General features: G+C 64.0%; 16 protein-coding genes and 1 tRNA gene. 3 read left to right on the top strand and 14 right to left on the bottom strand.

What is annotated here, in order from left to right:
* Positions 1-89: 89 nt before the first annotated feature.
* Positions 90-162, top strand: a tRNA-Arg gene (locus AC1A0G_RS04815).
* Positions 163-548: 386 nt separating this feature from the next.
* Here AC1A0G_RS04815 and AC1A0G_RS04810 read toward each other — a convergent pair.
* Together AC1A0G_RS04810 and AC1A0G_RS04805 are read right to left on the bottom strand one after the other, a co-directional pair.
* On the bottom strand, positions 549-1,337 hold the full coding sequence (locus AC1A0G_RS04810) for a hypothetical protein (protein ID WP_476527949.1): 789 nt from the start codon (positions 1,335-1,337) through the stop codon (positions 549-551).
* Between the two features lie 162 nt (positions 1,338-1,499).
* Positions 1,500-2,435, bottom strand: a complete 936-nt coding sequence (locus tag AC1A0G_RS04805) for an FxLYD domain-containing protein (RefSeq protein WP_476527948.1) — start codon at positions 2,433-2,435, stop codon at positions 1,500-1,502.
* Positions 2,436-2,636: 201 nt separating this feature from the next.
* On the opposite strand from AC1A0G_RS04805, the gene AC1A0G_RS04800 reads away from it, so the two are divergent.
* Positions 2,637-3,368: a response regulator gene (locus AC1A0G_RS04800; RefSeq protein ID WP_476527946.1), complete on the top strand. Its 732-nt coding sequence runs from the start codon at positions 2,637-2,639 to the stop codon at positions 3,366-3,368.
* 4 nt (positions 3,369-3,372) lie between these two features.
* Positions 3,373-4,809, top strand: a complete 1,437-nt coding sequence (locus AC1A0G_RS04795; RefSeq protein ID WP_476527944.1) for a hypothetical protein — start codon at positions 3,373-3,375, stop codon at positions 4,807-4,809.
* Between the two features lie 622 nt (positions 4,810-5,431).
* Here the strand turns inward: AC1A0G_RS04795 and AC1A0G_RS04790 are convergent.
* From AC1A0G_RS04790 to AC1A0G_RS04735, 12 genes are all read right to left on the bottom strand, one after another.
* The gene (locus AC1A0G_RS04790; protein WP_476527943.1) at positions 5,432-7,783 is read right to left on the bottom strand and encodes a beta-galactosidase; all 2,352 of its coding nucleotides are present in this window, start codon (positions 7,781-7,783) and stop codon (positions 5,432-5,434) included.
* A 163-nt stretch (positions 7,784-7,946) separates the two neighbouring features.
* Positions 7,947-8,588, bottom strand: a complete 642-nt coding sequence (locus AC1A0G_RS04785; protein ID WP_476527942.1) for a TetR/AcrR family transcriptional regulator — start codon at positions 8,586-8,588, stop codon at positions 7,947-7,949.
* A gap of 98 nt (positions 8,589-8,686) precedes the next feature.
* The gene (gene araA / locus AC1A0G_RS04780) at positions 8,687-10,204 is read right to left on the bottom strand and encodes an L-arabinose isomerase (protein ID WP_214372298.1); all 1,518 of its coding nucleotides are present in this window, start codon (positions 10,202-10,204) and stop codon (positions 8,687-8,689) included.
* Positions 10,205-10,399: 195 nt separating this feature from the next.
* On the bottom strand, positions 10,400-11,092 hold the full coding sequence (locus tag AC1A0G_RS04775; protein WP_476527940.1) for an L-ribulose-5-phosphate 4-epimerase: 693 nt from the start codon (positions 11,090-11,092) through the stop codon (positions 10,400-10,402).
* A gap of 162 nt (positions 11,093-11,254) precedes the next feature.
* Complete coding sequence (locus tag AC1A0G_RS04770; RefSeq protein ID WP_476527938.1) at positions 11,255-12,892, bottom strand: xylulokinase; 1,638 nt, start codon at positions 12,890-12,892, stop codon at positions 11,255-11,257.
* Positions 12,893-13,171: 279 nt separating this feature from the next.
* Positions 13,172-14,251 (bottom strand): LacI family DNA-binding transcriptional regulator, encoded by a 1,080-nt coding sequence (locus AC1A0G_RS04765; RefSeq protein WP_476528030.1) that lies wholly within the window; start codon positions 14,249-14,251, stop codon positions 13,172-13,174.
* Between the two features lie 242 nt (positions 14,252-14,493).
* Positions 14,494-15,201, bottom strand: coding sequence for a ribonuclease HII (locus AC1A0G_RS04760; protein ID WP_476527937.1), 708 nt, complete (start codon positions 15,199-15,201; stop codon positions 14,494-14,496).
* A gap of 2 nt (positions 15,202-15,203) precedes the next feature.
* Positions 15,204-16,049, bottom strand: a complete 846-nt coding sequence (gene lepB / locus AC1A0G_RS04755; RefSeq protein ID WP_476527935.1) for a signal peptidase I — start codon at positions 16,047-16,049, stop codon at positions 15,204-15,206.
* 96 nt (positions 16,050-16,145) lie between these two features.
* Positions 16,146-16,511: a 50S ribosomal protein L19 gene (gene rplS, locus AC1A0G_RS04750; protein ID WP_219058286.1), complete on the bottom strand. Its 366-nt coding sequence runs from the start codon at positions 16,509-16,511 to the stop codon at positions 16,146-16,148.
* Between the two features lie 595 nt (positions 16,512-17,106).
* Positions 17,107-17,583: a DUF1893 domain-containing protein gene (locus tag AC1A0G_RS04745; RefSeq protein WP_476527934.1), complete on the bottom strand. Its 477-nt coding sequence runs from the start codon at positions 17,581-17,583 to the stop codon at positions 17,107-17,109.
* A gap of 152 nt (positions 17,584-17,735) precedes the next feature.
* Positions 17,736-18,344 carry an ECF transporter S component gene (locus AC1A0G_RS04740; protein ID WP_476527933.1) on the bottom strand — a complete coding sequence of 203 codons (609 nt, stop codon included), beginning with the start codon at positions 18,342-18,344 and terminating at the stop codon, positions 17,736-17,738.
* 146 nt (positions 18,345-18,490) lie between these two features.
* Complete coding sequence (locus tag AC1A0G_RS04735; protein WP_476527932.1) at positions 18,491-19,393, bottom strand: DUF362 domain-containing protein; 903 nt, start codon at positions 19,391-19,393, stop codon at positions 18,491-18,493.
* Between the last annotated feature and the right edge of the window lie 242 nt (positions 19,394-19,635).

Below are 19,635 nucleotides of genomic sequence, written 5' to 3'. Positions count from 1 at the left end.
CGTCCTCCCGAATTGCCGCCACAACTTCCTTCGCGAATTTCGGCACGCGCGCCGCAATGCCGCCGCCACCATGTACAATGGACATTTGCGCCTTGGTAGCTCAGGGGATAGAGCACCGCTCTCCTAAAGCGGGTGTCGTCGGTTCGAATCCGATCCAGGGCACGGTATACGGCCGGTGCCGCTCACTGATTCGGTGGGCGGCACCGGCCGTTCGCGGTTATCGGGGGTCACCGGTCACATGACGATTCCGGCGAGCGAGCCGCAGACCATAGAGCAAGCCAAGTCCGCCGTCCCCACAAACCTCCGCATCCACATTCCATCATCGGCCGTCCGCTGCGGCAAGCCCGTCCGCATCAACCTCCCCAGCCCCCGCTCAGCGCAACTGTTCTCGGCAATCATCCCATTGTTCCGGAAATAGTCGCACTGGCACCGTCTCCGCGCAACTATTCTCGGAGGAGTGGGCTGATTTCCGAGAACAGTTGCGCTGACGTGTGGAATGTTTGATTTGATATGTTGATCGATAGATTGGCAGTCAGCCGTTCGGCCGATCAGTAGCTGGACATGTCGACGACATAGAGGCTTTCGTCGTATTGCCTGATGATGGTGTCGGGCGAATCGGGATCGGACGGGATCGCGGGCTGATGCTTGAGCACGTACCCGGACGAATCGTCTTTCTGGATGCCTCGCGCGAACCGCTTGTCGGAGGTGACGACCGCGCCGTCGCGCCACCACCATTCGCGAATCTGCCCTTTGCCGTCGTGATGGATCGTGGCCGGTTGCTCGGCATCGTCCTTCTCGGCCCAGTCGGCGGCGATGTTCGGATCGAACCACAGCACGCGCACCGACACACCGCCGACGGCACCGCTGTCGCCCTCGCGGAACGGCCCGACGCCACGTACGACCAGTCGCAGCACGGACTCGCGGCCGGCGCGCACGTCATTCATGAATCGGTCGATGCGATCGTCGCCCGTCTGCATCGCATACTGCGGGAACTCCTCGCCGTCGACGCCATGCCAGCCATATGCGGCCTGACCGCCGTACACGTAGCCTCGCGCGGTCAGCTGGTCTTCGGTGACGTTCGGGGCGAGCGAGACGAGTTCGTCGTAGATCTTCTGCGCGGTGACGCGCGTGGTCCGCTGCCAGACGAACGCGCCGGTGACGATCACCGCGAACGCGAGGAACGCGGCGAGCAGCCACCACCACATCGGCCGGCGGGCCGGACCGGGCGAGGACTGCGGACCAGCTTGGGATCGGAGCTGCGGATCAGGCCGCGAGCCGCACTGCGCTTCGGTGTATGGCCGACCGTCCGGACTGTTGTTCATCGACGTGGGGTTCATGATGACCTCCTTGGATCATGCCGCGTGCCGGAGCGGCTGTCGATCGGCTGTTGTGCGCCGATGATGCAACGGTACGTCGGTTTCATTATCGCGCGACAGTGCGCGACATGCGACGCATGACACGATGACATCGCCCGTCCAACGCGCGGATGATGGCCGCGGTCACTGCATGACGTATGTCTTGACGTCGCTCCCGTACGTGCCGTTGATATAGGTCTTGCGTTGCGAGTCGGACGCCGCCCACTGCACCGGCACCACGGTCAGTCCCGACGTGTTCGTCTGATCGAGGAGAATCTCATACGTGTCCATCATGCCGCCCGGCGCAAGCGTTCCCGTTCCAACCGAATAATGGTTGTCGCCCACCTGTTTGCCCGACGCGTCGCGCAGCACATACGTCACCGTCGCCTGATCGAACGAAACCTGCGTGTTGTTGCGCACGACGAAATGCACCTCATGCGACCCCTCGCGCGGCAGTTCCTCGGAAAAACCGGCGACCTGAATCATCGCGCCGTTGGTTGCGTCAGCCTCAGTGGAGGCGGCGGACTTGAGCCGTTCGTTCTCCTTGGTGAGTTCCTTGTTCGTCGCGGTCAGCTTGTCGTTGTTCGCGACCAGTTCGTTGTTCCGCTTGGTGAGATCGTCGTTCTTAGACTTCAGCGACCCTTGTTCATCGGCGCTTGCGGCCTTGTACTGCTTGAGTTCCGTCTCGGCGGTCTGGGCTTGCGATTCCCATCGTTGGACGTCCCCGGTGCGGCCGAGCCAGCCGATGCACAGCCCGAGCACCAGCGCGACCGCCGCAACGATCGCGGCCGTGCGCGTGGGAACATTGCGGGTGGCGAGCGGCCTGCCGTCTGCAGCGGGAGCGTCGGTCGCTGCGGTCCGATCAGTGACCGTACGAGCGTCATCGGCCGGCTGTATTTGTGCCGTATCGACTACCGTATCGGTTGTCGTATCGGTCTCGCCCGCGGTGGCCGTATCGGACATATCCGTCGTATCCGTCGTCGTATTGTTCGCGGCCGTCGCATCTGCCATGTCCGCCGCGGGTTGTTCGTACGGCGCGCCTTGGGCGCTCATCGTCGATGATGTCGACTCGTCGTTCATGACAGCCCCCTCTGATCATTCGTTTTCAGTCTACCCGCACATGCCCCGCGTGTGCCCTCTCATGCGGCCGATCGTTGCCGTTGCGCGCCGGACGACACCGCCGCATTCCCTCGATGAGATATGACGCATGACATGCGCAGCATGACGGCAATGCCCGGTTGCGAGCCACGCGAGTTTAGACTGGACGGCATGGAGCGGAATGTGCGGCGTCGATCGGTTTCGATCGCGATAGTGGACAACGACCGTATGGCGTTGATGGCGTTGTCGTCGCTGCTGACGCGCGCCGGTTTCACCGTGATATGGACGGCGCAGCTGGGTGCGGCCGCGATTCAGCGATGCATACGTGCGCAGGATCGGCCGGACACGCTGCTGGTCGACATGGCCTTGTCCGACATGACCGGCATCGACGTGTGCCAGGCCGTGCGCAAGTGGGCGCCGGACCTGCCGATGATCGGTGTGACCGCCTACGATCCGACCGTCTATCGGGATGCCGCGATCGCCGCCGGTGCGGTCGCAGTGATCAGCAAGGATGATATCGCCGCGATCACGGCAACCGTTCGCAGGCTTTCGGCAAGCCGTCAATCCGCAATTGTCGCCGGTCCCAAGCCGGCCCGTCAGACGAACGCGGCATCCGCGTCAGAACAGTCTTCCCGTATGTCGCAAGCCAACGCGCCCGCCGCTCTTGCACGAACTTCACCGGATCGTTCCTCTCCCGCGCAATCCACGCAACCGGAGCGATCGTTCGCATTGTCCGCGCAACAAGCCGCGATCATGCGCATGTATGCCGACGGCCGGTCGACCGACGAGATCGCCGTCGAACTCGGCATCTCCAAAGGCACGATCTTCTCGCAGGTCGCGCGCGTACGCGAGAAACTGCACGCCCGTGATCGCGACGAGGCAGTCGCCCTGTGCCGCCGTTATCTGAGGATGTGACGCGATGGATGGACGATCTGATAGCAAACGTTTGCTTTGGGACGGGCGGACACGCGTGCTGCTGGCATGCGCGTCCGCGCCGGCGGTGATCGAGACCGCGTATCTGTATGCGGTCGGGGAAGCCGGCGACGCCGCGCTGCTGATCGCCCTGCTGACGGTCGTCGCCGGACTGTTCATGGCGCTGCTGCCGCGTCTCGGTGGCTGGGCGGTCGTCGCGCTGTGGCTCGCACGTTGCGTGATGCCGGAAACGACGCCGTTTGCGGTGCTGTTCTGTCTGCTGATGGCCGTCACGATCATGGCGTATCTCAATATCGGTATGGCGCTGCTCGCGGCGGTTGTGGCGGAAGCGGCGACGGCTGCGCGCATATGGCTGTATCCATGGGATTCGTCGGTGTTCGCGATCGTATGCGCGACCGCCGCGTTTCTGATGGTCGCGTTGTGGCTCGGCTCGATGATGAGCTGGCGGGAACGTCAGGAGATCGAGGAACAGCGGCGGGCCGAACTGGTGCGGCGGATAGCCGATCAGGAACTCGCCACGCAACTGCATCATTCGGTCGCCAACGATCTGACCACGATCGTGCTGCTCGCCCGACAGCTTCAGTCGGCGTCGGAGCAGCCGGTTTCTGCTGACGACGGTGGCTCGCCCGTCAATGCGACAGGCGAACCGGTCATCGGTTCCGCCGGCGACAGCCAGACGCATGCTTCTCAGTCAACCGGCGCAGACAGCGGTCAAGCGTATGCACCCGGGTCAGTCGGCGGAGGCAACGGAGATGATGCGCATATCATTGCGCTGATCGAGCGGACTGCACAGGAGTCCCTTGCCAAGGTTCGCACATTGATCGCGGGATTGGATCGGGATAACGGCCGAACCGCCAACCGAACGAACGTATCCCGGACCGACGCCGACGATTCCGTTCCGGCTCCTCATCCAGCGCCGGCCCGTCTCGCCTCCATCACCGCGGACGAACTGCATACGATTGCGGGAACATACGCCGAACGATTGCGAGCGAACGGGCTGGCCGGCGACATCATCATCGGCGGCGGCGAACCGTCATGCCAATGCACGGCCGAACGCAGGGACGCGCTGCTCGACATTCTGCGCGAGATCGTCGGCAACATGATGAAATACGCCGACCCGGCGGCCGGGTACTGTATCGCGATCACGCTTGCGACCGGGCTGGCCACATTGTCCGCGTCCAACGGGGTGCGGTATCCGGTCGCGGGTGACGTGACTTCATCCGGCGATGGCCTCTCCTCACTCAGCGACGGCTCAACCGTCAGCGCGCATGACGGCGACGCCGCAATCCGCATGTCCGACGCGCTCAGCGGCGGCACCGGGCTTGATCGATGCCGCCGCCTCGCCACGGCACTCGGCGGCGAATTCACCGCCGAACACGACGTCTCCTCTTGGACCGTGCTGCTGAAACTGCCTCTGGCCTGAGCGGGGCAAGTTCCGGAAGAGATTATGGAGTTGCCCCGCTCAAACCACCCTCAGAGGGGTGATTCCGGGAGAGATCAGGGGATTGCCCCGTTGGGCACCCGGCAAGCAGGGCAACTTACGGAAAGGATCATGAAACCGCCTCGCTCGTCCCCTCGAAGCGAGGCAAGTCACAGACATTCTCGGAGAACCGTCCCGGCAAGCATCCCGCAGCGAGGCAACACCATGAAGCAATATGGGAACGGCCCTGCCATTGTGATTAAGCGGGGCGATAAGCCCGCCACTTCCATGAGCGGCCTCGCCCATACCGCCCTCAACGGGGCAAGTCGCCGAAGAACACGAGGATCGCCCCGCTATTGGATCTCAGCGAGGCAGGGTCCGGAAGAGATTATGGAGTTGCCCCGTTCAGACCACCCTCAGCGGGGCGATTCCGGGAGAGATCAGGGAAGAGCCCCGTTTAACGTACCTGTAGCGAGGCGATTCCCGGGAACATTCACGGAGTTGCCCCGCTTAACCACCTCACAGCGGGGCAGCTCCCGGAAGAGATTATGGAGTTGCCCCGCTCAGACCACCCTCAGCGGGGCAAGTTCCGGAAGCATCCCGCAAGATGCCCCGCGAAGCCGCATCAGCCGGCGATGACGGCGAGATTCCAGCGGGGCAAGGCGAGAGTGTCTCCGGCCGCGACACGATAGCCCTCGTGCAAGGCGAGCGCGGCGGTGGCGGATTCGTCGACCAGCCCGTTGGTGGCGATGACCTTCGGCGCGACGACCACTTCGCCGGAAACCGGGCTGGCGAACGACACCGGACCGGCGGAGTAGTTGAGCAGATAGGTCACCGTCTCGCCACGGGCGTTCACCCCTTGACGCACCGTGACCGCAGAAGGAGCCACGGCACTCGAAACTCCCGCAACAGCCTCCTCGTCGGCAGCCCCGCATCCGCATGCATCGGCGGAAACATCATGCGCCACACCGGCATCCTCGGCGTCAGCACCCGCAACGCCGACGGCATCGCCGGCAGCCGCCGTCACGCACAGCGTTGTCACACCTGCAGCATCCAATGCCTCGCGCATCACGGCACGCGTCGTATCCGGGTCGAGCACGGTGCCGATCCATTCGGCACTACCCTTGCCGAACGCGTGACGGGTGATCGCCGCATAATCGGCCCACGCATAGTGCCCGTAGCGTGCAAGCACCTGCGCGCCCGACGAACCGGCAGTGTCACCGCCATCGGCACCGTCGAACCCGTTCTCGGCCGAGAACACGGTCGATCCGTTCGGCTTGAGCAGCTCGATCAGCGTGTCGGCCTGCGCGGCCGGCAGTCCGGCGAGCGCCCCGCCTTCGCCAGCAGCGTCCGAACCGTCCCCGAACACGACCGGTACGCGTCCCTTCGGCGGCGTGAACTGGTTGTAGCTCATGCCGAACACATCAGTCAGCCGGTGCGGCGCACGATCGTGCCATACGGTCGTCTCCTCGTCGGCGACGAACGAGCGCAGCGTCGAGATCAGGTGTCCGCCGTCCGCCACGTACTCGCGCAGCCGCGTGATCGTCTCGTCGGACGCGCAGTACAACGCGGGCGTCACGATCACCGCATATGCGGCCAGTCGTTCGGCCGGCGCATCGGCCGGCAGGATATCGCATTCGACGTTGAGCTCGAACAGTGCGTCGTAGATGCGCCGCACCACGTCGTTGTAGTCCGCGCCGCCGCCCCAGCGTGTGCCGCTGCCGATACGGAATCCCTCGAGCGCGCTCAGCGCCTCGTTCGACACCATGAGTGCGACGCGATTGTGCTTGCGCAAGTGCAGCAAACGTTCGCCGATCTCAGGCCGTGCGATCTCGCGCCCGAACACGCCCGCCTCCTCGTAGGTCGGGTTCGGCTCGAGATCGTGGCTCAGCAATCCCTTCCAATACGTCTCGAACGAGTTGTGGATCGAATGCCAGTGCCAGTATTCGACCATGTCCGCGCCGGATGCAAGGTGTGAATACGCTTGCAGCCGCATCTGCCCGGGGAACGGCAGCCAGCCGTGGTTGCCCTGCGCCTCGGTTTCGAGCACGAGGTAGTTCGCGCCGTTCTTGAGCGAGCGGGTGAGGTCGCCGCCGAACGCGATCTCCTTGCCGGTCAGGTCGTCCTGCGTGGGGTGGTAGATGTCGCAGCCGGCGATGTCGAGCGTGCGGGCCGCCGTGAAGTGGTCGACGGCCAGCTGGATGCCGTAGGAGCCGCCTTTCCAGCCGAAGTCGAAGTTCTGCGTGACGAACTGGTCGTCGCGCGCGTATTCGCGCACGATCGACGCCTGCCAGTCGAGGAACTCGGTGACCTGCGCACGGCGGAAACGGTCGAATTCGCCGCGCAGCGACTGGTTGATCGTGTTGGTCACATCGGGGAAGTCCTCCCACGCGTTGATGCGGTTCGACCAGTAGTCAAGCCCGAAGTGCGCGTTGAGTTCGTCGAGGTCGTCGTGGAACTTGCCGCGAAGGTACTTGACGAACAGCGACTGCATGTCCTGGCTGACGCAGTCGTAGTACTTGGTTTCGTTGTCGACCTGATAGCCGATGACGGCCGGATGGTCGGCGACGTGCGCGATGAGCTTGCGGATGACGCGCTCGGCATAGTAGCGGTAGGAGCCGTTGACGATGTCCATGATCTGACGCGGGCCGTATTTGCCGGGACCGTTCGGGGTGACGGCGAGCACGTCGGGGTGCATGCGCACGAGCCAGGTCGGCACGGCGTAGGTGGGCGTGCCGATGATGACGTTGATGCCGTGGCGGCGCGCGCTATCTAACGCTCGGTCGACATGAGAGAAGTCGAAGACGCCCGGCTGCGGCTCGCAGGTGCTCCACGTCGATTCCGCGATGCGGATGACGTTGACGCCGATATGGTTCATCATCGCCATATCGGTGTCGATACGATCGAGGTCCTTCGGCATGTATTCGTCGTAATAGGCCGCTCCGAACAGGAAACGATCCACGGTCTGCTTGCCCACGTCTGCTCCTTTGCGCTGCGTTCGGCCGGCGTTCCTCCGCGCGTACCGAACGATGATGTCTTGTGTATTGGCAGTACATCAATTATGATATCTAATAGTTATTAGATAACTTCTAGTATACTGATAACGCAACCATACGCAACCGAAACACGCACGAATGCACTCAGCGATAACGATCCCAGAGCGGTGAAGGGAAGATCATGCGCTCGAACACCAGCCATTCGTCGTACAGGTCGATCGGCGGGCGACGCATGAACCGCAGCTGCACGCCGTCCATCGCCTCGATGCACTGGCGCACGACCGGGCGCATCGACTCGTGCCATTGACCCATCTGCGGCGGAATGCGCCACGAGTATTCGCTGTAGTACTCCCATGTCGAATCCGGTCGGCGTTCGAAATAGTCGTGCAGCGGATGACCGGGGCTGAACGCCTCGGTTTCGAGCACCATGTACAGGCGCATGAGCTCGACGCGCTGCGCGTTGTGGCGCACGAGATAACGCAGGTATGAAGGGAACAGCAGGTTGTCCGGGTCGCTGCCGGGCAGACCGGTTTTCATGAAGTCGTCGATCGTGCCGGTGGCGTCGTACGCGTCGGTGACGAGCATCGACAGCAACCCCTCCTTGGTGCCGACGTAATGCAGCAGACCGGGCTGGCTCATGCCCACCGCGTCCGCGATCTCGCGCAGCGACGTGCCGTAATACCCCTTCTCGCCGATCAGCCGCACCGCCGCATCGACGATCTCGCGCCGCCGCTCCCCCGGCGTCTTACGCACGCGCTTGGCCCCGCCCTGTTTCGTCACTGCCATACGCGACAGTCTAACGACCGGTAGATACTGGCCGCGCATACGACAAAGGCCGCCCGGCACTTGCGTGCCGAACGGCCCTGTCAATCACCGACGATCAATCAGTGACGGTTGTCGAGACGGTGGTACATCTCGGAAAGCTCCAGTTCCTTCTCGAACTGGCGGGCGTCGGTCTTGTCGTCGATGACGGCGAGCTCGACGCCGGCGATGCGGGCGAAGTCCTCCCACGCCTCACGACCGACGGAGGTGGTCATGCAGGTGTGGTGCGAACCGCCGGCGGTGATCCAGCACTGGACGGCGGTCTTCAGGCTCGGCTGCGGCTTCCAGACGGCGCGGGCGCACGGCAGCTCCTTGAGGGAGCCCTGCGGCTCGACGACGTCGACGACGTCCATGAGCAGGCGGAAGCGCTCGCGCACGTCGGACATGGAGACGACGACCGCGTCCTTCTTCGGCTTGCCGGAGAAGACCAGACGCACCGGGTCGGCCTTGCCGCCGATGCCGAGCGGGTGGATCTCCAGCTTCGGCTTGGCGATGGTGCCGATGGCCGGGGAAACCTCGAGCATGTGGGAGCCCATGTCGAGCTCGTCGCCCTCGGTGAAGTTGTAGGAGTAGTCCTCCATGAGGGAGGCGCCGCCCTCGAGGCCGTAGCCCATCACGGCGCCGATGCGCACGAGCACGGAGGTCTTCCAGTCGCCTTCGGCGGAGAAGCCCCAGCCATACTCGGACGGGAAGCGCTGCGGGCCGACGCCCGGCAGCTGCGGCAGGGCGCCGAGGTCCTCGAAGTTGTCGACGCCGGCGGTGCAGCCGTTCTCGCGCATCATGTTGACCATCGCGGCCTCTTCCTTGGCGGCGATGAACAGGGAGTCGTACTTGGCGTCGAGCAGGGCCGGGTCGATGTCGTACTTGGCCTTGTAGTCCTCGATAATGCCCTTGACCTGATCGTCCTTGACGGCCTCGTATGCGGCAACGAGCTCGTTGACGGCCCAGGTGTTGATGGAGGCGCCGAACACGCGCTCGGCCTCGGTCTTGTCGCCTTCGGTGACGGCGACGTTGCGCATGTTGTCGCCCCAGCGCATGACCTTCATGTTGTTGGAGGCGTCCCAGCCGGCGCAGGCGCGGGCCCAAGTGCCGACCTTCTCGGCGACCTCCGGGTCGGTGTAGTGGCCGACGACGATCTTGCGCTTGATGCCGAGGCGGGAGACGATGTAGCCGAACTCACGGTCGCCGTGGGCGGCCTGGTTCAGGTTCATGAAGTCCATGTCGATGGTCTCCCACGGGATCTCCTTGTGGTGCTGGGTGGCCAGCTGCAGCAGCGGCTTGGTCAGCACTTCGAGACCGCGAATCCACATCTTGGCCGGGGAGAAGGTGTGGCACCAGGTGATGACGCCGATGACGTTCGGGTTGGCGGACGCCTCGACCATGAACTGCTTGACGCCGTCGGAGGACTTCAGGGTCGGCTTCAAAACGATCTTGGCCGGGATCTTGCCGGTCTTGTTCAGGTAGTCGACCATTTCGTTGGCGTGGATGGCGACCTGGCGGAGCGCTTCCTCACCGTAGAGGTCCTGCGAACCGACGCCGAACCAGATTTCCTTGCCCTCGAAGGGGTTTTCGAATGCCATATCAGGCTCCTTTTGTACTTCTTTGTGGAACAGTTTGATATTTTTGGGCTCCCCTTATCGGGGAAGTTGTCGAGCGAAGCGAGGCTGAGGGATAGTCCACACCTGTCATCGCGTGGTTGGGTGTACGCTCCCTCAGTCAGCTTCGCTGACAGCTCCCTCAGCCGAGGGAGCCGGGGACGGCTTCGCCGTCACACGTCAGTGCTGGCCGTAGACGTTCTGGTAGCGGTCGTTCAGCTTGTCGATGTCGGCCTGCGGGATCTCGATGATGTCGCCGAGCTGCTTGGCGGCCCACATGGTGTGCGCGACTTCCTCGGTCATGGCGGCGGCCTTGACGGCGGCTTCCGCGTCCTTGCCGATGGTGAACGGACCGTGGTTCTGCATGAGGACGGCCGGGGACTTCGGGTACTTCTTGAGCGTCTCGACGACGCCTTCGCCGATGGCCTCGGATCCGATGAGGCGGAACGGGCCGACCGGCACCGGGCCGCCGAACTCGTCGCCCATCATGGTCAGGCCGCACGGGATGTTCTGGCCGGTGGCCGCCCAAGCGGTGGCGTAGGTGGAGTGGGTGTGCACGACGCCGTAGACGTTCGGCATGTGGCGGTAGATGTACGCGTGGGACGCGGTGTCGGAGGACGGGGCCTCGGTGCCGTCGACGACGTTGCCGTCGAGGTCGCACACGACCATGGAGCCCGGGGTCAGGTACTCGTAGCGCACGCCGGACGGCTTGATGACCATGAGGTCGGCGGTGTGCAGACGCTGGGAGACGTTGCCGGCGGTCCACACGACGAGGTTCCACTTGATGAGCTGCTCGTGCAGGGTGGCGACGACCTCGCGCACCCGCTTGACTTCGGCGCGGACTTCCGGACCGTAATCAGCCAGAGTTGCCATTTGGTTGTTCCTTTCGTTGCAAATGATTGACGTGTATGAAGTTTTGTGAGGCTGGCGGAGCCTCGGCTCCCTCGGCTGAGGGAGCTGTCAGCGAAGCTGACTGAGGGAGCGTCGCGGTCGCAGACCGCCGTCAACAAAGCATCGCGCGAAGCGCGGCGATACTCAGTCTTCCAGCGGGATCGCGGCGACCGCAGCGTGCTCGATCGGCAGGCCCTTGGTGAAGCGGCCGAAGAAGTCCTCGAAGCCGACGACGTCGCGCGCGTCCGGCACCTCGGTGACGGAGGACGCATCCTTGAACACGCGGCCGTCGAGGTAGTCCGCGAGGTTGGTGCGATCCTCGTTCGCATGCCACAGGTAGTCGGCGAGCACGGCCATGCCCCATGCGCCACCTTCCGACGCGGTGGCCATGACCTTGATCGGCGTGTTGAACGCGGCGGCGAGGATCTTCTGCGCGACCTTCGGGGTGGCGAAGATGCCGCCGTGGCCGACGAGCGAGTCGATCTGCACATGCTCGTCCTTAGTCATCACGTCCATGCCGATCTTGACCGGGCTGAACGCGCTGAACAGCTGGGCGCGCATGAAGTTCGCGAGGTTCATGTGGGCCTCGGGGCTACGGGCGAACAACGGGCGGCCCTCCTCGAGGCCAGCGAGGAACTCGCCGGAGCGGAACGGATAGTTGATGAGGCCGCCGCAGTTGCGGTCGGCGTCGTCGGAGATCGCGGTGCGGAACAGCGTGCCGTACAGCGTGCCCGCGTCGACCGGCGTGCCGAGCGCCTCGGCGAACTGGCCGAACAGGCCGACCCACGCGTTGAGGTCGGAGGTGAAGTTGTTGGCGTGGCTCATGCCCGCGAGGTCGCCGGCCGGGGTGGTGACGAGGTCGACTTCCGGGTGCAGGCGCTCGAGCTTGTGCTCGAGGACGACCATCGCGAAGATCGAGGTGCCGGCGGAGACGTTGCCGGTGCGCACGCGCACGGAGTTGGTGGCGACCATGCCGGTGCCCGCGTCGCCTTCCGGCGGGGCCAGCGTGATGCCGGGCTTGAGGGTGCCGCTCGGGTCGAGCAGCAGGGCGCCGGCCTCGGTGAGCTTGCCGGCCGGGGTGCCCGCGACGAGCGGGGTCGGCAGCAGGTTCTCGAGCTTCCACGGCTGCGCGGCGACTTCGGGCAGCGCGTCGAACTGCTCGATGAACGAGGTCTCGTAGGTGTGGGTGGTCGGGTCGATCGGGAACATGCCGGAGGCGTCGCCGACGCCGAGCACCTTTTCGCCGGTGAGCTTCCAGTGCACATAGCCGGCCAGCGTGGTGAAGTACGCGACCTTGGAGACGTGCTCCTCCTTGTTGAGGACGGCCTGATATAGGTGCGCGATGGACCAGCGTTCGGGGATGTTGTACTGGAACAGCTCGGAGAGCTTCTCGTGCGCCTCGTGCGTGTTGGTGTTCTGCCAGGTGCGGAACGGCACGAGCAGCTCGCCGTCCTTGTCGAAGGCGAGGTAGCCGTGCATCATGGCGGAGAAGCCGATGTGGCCGATCTTGGTGAGCTTTTCGCCGTAGGCGGTGTGCACGTCGTTGGCCATCGTGGCGTAGGCGGTCTGCACGCCCTTCCAGATCTCCTCGAGCGAGTAGCTCCACAGGCCGTTCTCCAGGTGGCTGGCCCAGCTGTAGTCGCCGGACGCGATGGTGGCGTACGTGTCGTCGATCAGCACGGCCTTGATGCGGGTGGAGCCGAATTCGATGCCGAGCGAGGTCTTGCCCGCGCGGATTTTCTCGGCGATGGTCGCGACCTGATCGCTGTCGTTGGTTGCCATACTTTCGATCTCCTTGTGCCTAGCGCCGGAATCCGCCTCTTCGGGGAATTGTTAGCGCTCACTGTTAACGTTCACGATTTTATCGTGACTCACGACAAAGCACAACCCCGCCGTGTCGTGATGTGTTGACTGATCTGAGCTTGATAGCCGACTATCGGACGGTCTTATACCGCAATCATCCAGAAGATTTCTCGACTCGGCTTCGCCTCGCTCGAAATGACGGAATCATCGGACGGCCTCAGCCGAACCGACGGCATAGCCACACCGACTCAATCCCGTCTATCGCCGCGCGGCCGGCCCGAGCGACGACCGGTTGATCACCTTCGCCGGCACCAGTCCCACGCCGTGCGACGACGACGCGAACGCGACCTCGTCGCCCGCGCCCAGCAGATGCAGCACCTCACGCATCGCCATCGAGCCGAGCTGTTCGAAGTCGGGACGCACGGTCGTCAGAGGCGGATACATGTTGTCCATCGCCGGCATGTCGTCGAATCCGACCAGACTCACGTCCTGCGGGATGCGCACGTCGTGCTCGTGCAGCGCACGCGCCACGCCGACCGCCTGGCTGTCGTTCGCGCACACGACCACCGACGGCAGCACGCCGCCCGACTGGCCGATCTGGTCGAGCACATGGTTCATCCGCGCGTATGCCTCGGACGAATCCCACGTCTCGCAGCGCACGGTGACCGAACTGATCGACTTCGCGCGGGTCAGCTTCACCCACGCGTCCAGTCGCGTCGCCGCGTCGCGCCATTCGCCGGGACCTGCGAAATACAGCGCGCGACGGTGTCCGTACTCCCCCAGCAGCCGCACGACCTCCTCCATCGCGCCCCACTGGTCGAGTCCCATCATCGACACCTTGCCGTGGTCGCGCGAACGGATCAGCCGCTGCCCTTCGCTGATGCTGAGCGAGCCGTGCGTCGAGGTGAGGAACACTCGCGGCTGGTTGACCTGCGTGCGGCATGCCGCCTCGAACATCACGTCGGTCGGGGTCAGGAAGATGAACGCGTCCACGTTCTGCTCGTTGAACGTGCCGCACAGCTCCTCGAACTCTCGCTGCGTGCACAGGGCCTCGTGCACCATCATCACCGACATGAACAGGCCGTGCTGCCGCGCGACGTTCTCGATCGAGGAGATGGCCGAAATCGGGCCGAAGAAGCGCATGCCGCCGGCGATCAGGCCGATCGTGCGCGAGCGGCGGGACGCGAGGGCGCGCGCGGAGTTGCTGGGATGATAGTCGAGCTGCTTGATCGCGGCCTGGACCTTGGCGCGAGTCGCGTCGGAGACGTCGGGCGAGTTGTTGATCACGCGTGAGACGGTCTGATGGCTCACCCCCGCCAGTTTGGCGACCTCGAACATTGACGGACGCTTGCTGCCCCGGCTGCTTCCCATACGTCAAAACCTCCCCGCATGTCACGCTGCTGTGCTGGATTTCAGCATACCGCGTTGCCGGACGCAACACGGTGAGAACGCTCACAATGTACACGCGACGCGTGAGATTCGCCGTCCGGTATCACCTTGCGAGACGCTGCATCGCGCCCGCTTCATCCCCACCTGTCATTTCGACCGAGCGCAGCGAGCGGAGAAATCCTCCCGACCGATCACGCGAGGTTCCAGCTGACGCGATGCAGATCGGACGGCCCATACTCCGCGATGGCGGCGCGGTGCGCGGCGGAACCGTACCCCTTGTTGTGATCCCACGCGTACGGCGCGTACTGCGGATCGCCGTGCGCGAGGTCGACCATGAGCCGGTCACGCGTGACTTTGGCGATGACCGCGGCGGTCGCGACGGTGGCGCAGTGACGGTCGCCCTTGACCTTGGTCGTGATCGTCGCGGGAACCGACACGGCGGGCGCATCGAACGTGCCGAGCGCCTTGGTGATGTAGTCGTATGGGCCGTCGAGGATGCCGGCGACCGTGACCGGCGGCTCGCCACTAGGCCGACTTGCGATGCCGAGCGTCTGTTCGAGATCGTCGATGGCCCGCAGCGCGGCGACGCCGAGCGCGTAGCCGATGCCCCACTCGTCGATCTCGCGGTTGCTGGCCTGCCCGATCGCGTACGCCGCGCACCACGACTTGAGCGAGTCGACGATCGTCTCGCGGCGGTGTTCGGTGAGCATTTTGGAATCGGCGACGCCATCCGGCACATCCAGCGTCGGCAGATCCTTCGCCCAGATCGCGGCCGCACCGACCATGACCGGACCTGCGAGCGCACCGCGGCCGACCTCGTCGAATCCGATGATCAGATCGGCTCCCTGCCTGGCCAGTTCGCGTTCCAAGTCAAGCGTCGGCACTTCGGTGATCGCCATCCTCATTCCTTTCCGTTCGTGTCGGCATCAGTCACATTATTCGCACCGCTCGCACCGTCCGCCGCAGCAGCAGCCGCGTCGGCTACGCCAGCGAAGACATCGTGGTGCGCGTCGAGCGTGCTGATGCGGGTGATCGGCCAGTAGCGGGCGAAGGCGACGCCGACGATGTCATTGATTGGCACGAGGCCGTGTTCGCCGTCGTCCTGATGGTAGCGGGAATCGGCGGAGTTGGCGCGGTTGTCTCCCATGACGAACGCGTGGCCGGCGGTGACTTCGACGCGGAACGGGAACGCGCTCGGATCGACGCCGGCGCGCAGGTACGCGCTTTCGTCGATCGGCGTGCCGTTGACGGTGATCGGCTGGCCTTTGCCGGCACATTCGACCACGTCGCCGGGCAGGCCGATGAGTCGTTTGATGAGATAGTCGCCGCCGAGTCCGCGGCTCTCCTCGTTCGGCAGCCAGTTCGCGGGGTCTTTGAACACGACGATGTCGCCGCGTTCGAGTTGGGAGTACCACGGCGCGGTTTTGACGGTGACCACTTTGTCGCCGGGCGCGATGGTGTTCAGCATCGAGCCGGAGGGGATGACGTAGCAGCCGATGAGGAAGATGCGTACGAACAGCACGACGACGATGGGGATGCCGCACCAGACGATGATGTCGCGCCAGAACGCGTTGCGGGCGGTTCGATCGGCGGCATTCGCGGCGTTTGCGGCACCGTTGCCACCGTTGCGTCGGCCGGGATCGGGCATAGGCGCGGGGTCGATGCCGTGGTCGGCCACCATCAGCGTGTGTTGGTCGTTCGACTGCATGCGGCGCTCCTCCTTGCCGGGTCGTTCGTCATCGTTCATGGCGTGTCTCGTGGGCTTATTGTAGGCGATGAATACGCGACAGCCCGGCACCGACGAACGGTACCGGGCTGCAGATGCTGTCTTATGCGATCAGACTCACTTGGCGGAGTTGTCGCGGCGCTCGACGATACGAGCGGCCTTGCCGCGCAGGGAGCGCAGGTAGTACAGCTTGGCGCGACGCACGCGACCACGACGAACCAGCTTGATGGAGTCGATGGACGGGGAGTGCACCGGGAAGCGGCGCTCCACACCGGTGCCGAAGCTGATCTTGCGGACGATGAAGGTCTCGTGCACACCAGCACCGTGACGGGCGATCACCACGCCGGTGAAGGTCTGGATACGGGAGTTGTTGCCTTCCTTGATCTTCACGTTCACGTCGACGGTGTCGCCGGGACGGAAGGCCGGGATCTCCTCGGCCGGCTTGAGGTGCTTGGCGTCGAAAGCGTCAATAGCGTTAGCCATGTTCATTCCTTAGTCGCTGCCGCATATCAGCCACAGTCAGGGTCTGCCTCGCATGTTGCGCGGTTGCGGGCGCGTGTTGCGCGCTCACCCGCCAGCGATCGGCGACCGAATCGTTTCTCCCTCGGGTTTGCCCTCGGGAAGCCTGTCAATCCGCCGGAAGACTGGCTCTTGCGCTTGGCGCGAGGCCGTCCGGCTGGACCCTCGGAGAGACCGGTTTATGCGGCGACCCGCCTCTCGACACAGCAACGCATAATCTTAAGCGATCACCACGACAGCAGCCGTGCCGCGAGCGTCCGGACGCCGCCGCCTTTCCGCATGCCGGTACCTCTGACGTGATATTCCCGCTAGCATCCGCAGACACTATCCAAAACATCACGCCAGTAATCTATTTCGCGTGGTATTTCCGCTAGCAGCCACCGGATAATAACCAAAACATCACGCAAACCCACCTGTTTGCGTGACAAAACTGCTATTAGTCACCCGATAGTAGCTCGAATATCACGCCAGCAGCTATATCTGCGTGATGTTCCCGCCAGCATCCCAGAGATACCATCCACAACATCACGCAAACTGGGGATGAGCCTTCAGATTGAAATTAGCGGCGCATGAGATGGGCGACGGCGGCGCGGATGGCGGGTTCGGCGACGGCCGGGTCGTCGATGGCGGCGACGGATTGCTCGATCGGGCACAGGCCGGTTTTGGCGCGGTTGAGGATGCGCGGCACGAGCGCGCCGTAGCTGGCGTCGATGCCGTTGGCTTGTAGCGCCGTCAGACCGGTCTCGCTCATGGTCTGTGCGTAGACGGCACGCGCACCGAGCCGCGCGTACAGCAGCGCCGCGCCTTTGCCGACCACGCGGTCGGCGGCGGCGAATCCGTCCAATCGCTGCCCAGCCGCCAGCCATTGCAGCAGTGGGCGCACGCCGCGACCGGTGCCGGTCAGTGTCGTCGTCCGTCCATCCTCGCCGGTGCGGCAGGCCGCGCAACCGAGCGAATCATCGGCCAACAGCATGGCCTTCGCGCGGCTGAGATCGTCGTCATCATCATGCACCGCAATCGAATCGACATCGGTCATACGAATCAATCATCCTTTCCTGCCGCACATCTGCACACGGCATAACCGTCAAGTCAGCACAGCACAACCGCGGCAATCGAACGGGTCGGCTCCCTTACCGAGAAGCCGACCCGTTCAGTCAAACAGTCAATCGCAGCACTCAGCGCGGCCACTCAGTCGCGGTGACGGTCCACTGCGGTCATGATCACGGGCACGAGCACCCATTGCAGCACGAGTCCCGGCAGTCCGGTCACCACCGCGGCGACCACGGACGCGACGGTCATCGTCGTATTGCCGAGCAGCGAGACGGCCACGACGATCGCGAGCGCGTCGACGATTCGCCCCGCGACCTGCGCGCCGACCAACTTGACGAGCCAGCCGAGCGGCGACGGCACGGCGGCCGGTAGCCGCATACCGCGCAGGAGTCCTGCGAACAGGCCGTATGCGGCGAGTTCGATCACCATGAACGGGACCATCGGGGCCATCGGCATGCCGGTGAGCAGGAAGCTCACGATCGGCGCTAGAACACCGGTCGCCAGTCCCGCGAACGGGCCGGCCAACAGGCCGACCAGCAGGACCGGCAGGTGCATCGGCAGCAGGGTCTGGCCGACCATCGTGCCGAGGCCGAGCGCCGCGCCGGCGACATGGAACACCTGCGGCAGGGCGACGGCAGTCACGACGGCGACGATCGCGGCGGCGGTCTGGAATCTCACCGACGGCAACGCGGCCGTAAACGAACGGTTATGGACCGATGCGGATTGGGTGGTTTCGGTTGGTTGCATCACAAAATCTCCTTAATCTCAAGTCATACATGTGTCATTCCGAGATGACCATAACTTGTCATTTCGAGCGAAGTCGAGAAATCTTATGAAGTGCCCGACTCCTGTAAGATTTCTCCACTCGCTACGCTCGGTCGAAATGACAAATATCAGCGGGCGTCGAGATCGATGAGCTGGTATTCGCGGCTGCCAAGTCCCATCTCGACCGCGTGTTCGATGGTGTGGATGCCGTGGCGTGATTCGATGCGTTCGATCATTGCGGAATTGTCCTCGCCGGACGTGTAGATCCGGTCGACGCACGCCTGATCGACGGCCACCGGGTCAAGCGACGCGAAGATGCCGATGTCGTGCATGCACGGCGCCGATGCGTTGCCGTCGCAGTCGCAGTCGACCGAGAGGTTGTTCATCACGTCGATGAACAGCATGTTGCCCTTGAGCGCGTTGAACACGGCGGTCGCGGCCTCGGCCATCGCCTCGAGGAAGGCGTCCTGGTCGCCGCTGAACGGGTTGGCGAGGATCTTGTCGCCGCCCGAATGCAGCCGACGCTTGCCGTTCGACGACGCCATGCCGATCGAGATGTTCTTGAGCGCGCCGCCGAAGCCGCCCATCGCATGCCCCTTGAAATGCGAGAGCACGGCATAGTAGTCGTAGTTCGGGAAGTGCGAGCCGACGATGTCGCCGGTGATGCGCTTGCCGCCTTCGACCGGGATCGTGATCTCGCCGTCCTCGTCCTGGATGTCGCACGGCGCGATGTCGGTGAAGCCGTGCTCGCGAATCGTCTTCCAGTGGTGTTCGCTGGTGTCGCGCGTGCCCGGGTACGCGGTGTTGCATTCGACGATCGTGCCGTCGAGTTCGTGTACGAGATCGGCGATGAGCGCCGGCTGCAGGTAGTGCTTGTTGCCGCCTTCGCCGGAGCTGAGCTTGACCGCGACCTTGCCCTGCGGGCGGGCGCCGAGCGCCTCGTAGGCCCGCATCAGTCCGGCCGGGCTGATGTCACGCGTGAAATAGACCTTGGCCGCCATCGGATAATCGGTCTGGTAGGTCGTTACCATGCTGCCTCCTTGCTTCATTGATTACTCCCACGTCCCAAGGATACTCAGCCCGCGTTACCTGCGTCCGTTCGGATGCCCGAGTTGTTTTTTCTCGTATTCGCTTTTGTTTGTTGCCCCCACTTCGTGATTCCTCTCGGTGGTTCTGTCCGACGATTCCTCTCAGCGATTCCGTCCCGCGATTCCACTCGATGGTGTCTCAGCGCAACTATTTTCGGAAATCAGCGGCTTCGTCCGAGAATAGT

The organism is Bifidobacterium sp. LH_230 (genome assembly GCF_056357555.1).
This window is presented reverse-complemented; position numbering and strand designations above follow the sequence as displayed.

Bases quoted from the DNA above. Each gene is read 5' to 3' on its own strand.
- AC1A0G_RS04810 (WP_476527949.1), bottom strand. From the start codon at position 1,337: ATGAACCCCACGTCGATGAACAACAGTCCGGACGGTCGGCCATACACC.
- AC1A0G_RS04805 (WP_476527948.1), bottom strand. From the start codon at position 2,435: ATGAACGACGAGTCGACATCATCGACGATGAGCGCCCAAGGCGCGCCG.
- AC1A0G_RS04795 (WP_476527944.1), top strand. From the start codon at position 3,373: ATGGATGGACGATCTGATAGCAAACGTTTGCTTTGGGACGGGCGGACA.
- AC1A0G_RS04785 (WP_476527942.1), bottom strand. From the start codon at position 8,588: ATGGCAGTGACGAAACAGGGCGGGGCCAAGCGCGTGCGTAAGACGCCG.
- araA (WP_214372298.1), bottom strand. From the start codon at position 10,204: ATGGCATTCGAAAACCCCTTCGAGGGCAAGGAAATCTGGTTCGGCGTC.
- AC1A0G_RS04775 (WP_476527940.1), bottom strand. From the start codon at position 11,092: ATGGCAACTCTGGCTGATTACGGTCCGGAAGTCCGCGCCGAAGTCAAG.
- AC1A0G_RS04770 (WP_476527938.1), bottom strand. From the start codon at position 12,892: ATGGCAACCAACGACAGCGATCAGGTCGCGACCATCGCCGAGAAAATC.
- AC1A0G_RS04765 (WP_476528030.1), bottom strand. From the start codon at position 14,251: ATGTTCGAGGTCGCCAAACTGGCGGGGGTGAGCCATCAGACCGTCTCA.
- AC1A0G_RS04760 (WP_476527937.1), bottom strand. From the start codon at position 15,201: ATGGCGATCACCGAAGTGCCGACGCTTGACTTGGAACGCGAACTGGCC.
- lepB (WP_476527935.1), bottom strand. From the start codon at position 16,049: ATGAACGATGACGAACGACCCGGCAAGGAGGAGCGCCGCATGCAGTCG.
- rplS (WP_219058286.1), bottom strand. From the start codon at position 16,511: ATGGCTAACGCTATTGACGCTTTCGACGCCAAGCACCTCAAGCCGGCC.
- AC1A0G_RS04745 (WP_476527934.1), bottom strand. From the start codon at position 17,583: ATGACCGATGTCGATTCGATTGCGGTGCATGATGATGACGACGATCTC.
- AC1A0G_RS04740 (WP_476527933.1), bottom strand. From the start codon at position 18,344: ATGCAACCAACCGAAACCACCCAATCCGCATCGGTCCATAACCGTTCG.
- AC1A0G_RS04735 (WP_476527932.1), bottom strand. From the start codon at position 19,393: ATGGTAACGACCTACCAGACCGATTATCCGATGGCGGCCAAGGTCTAT.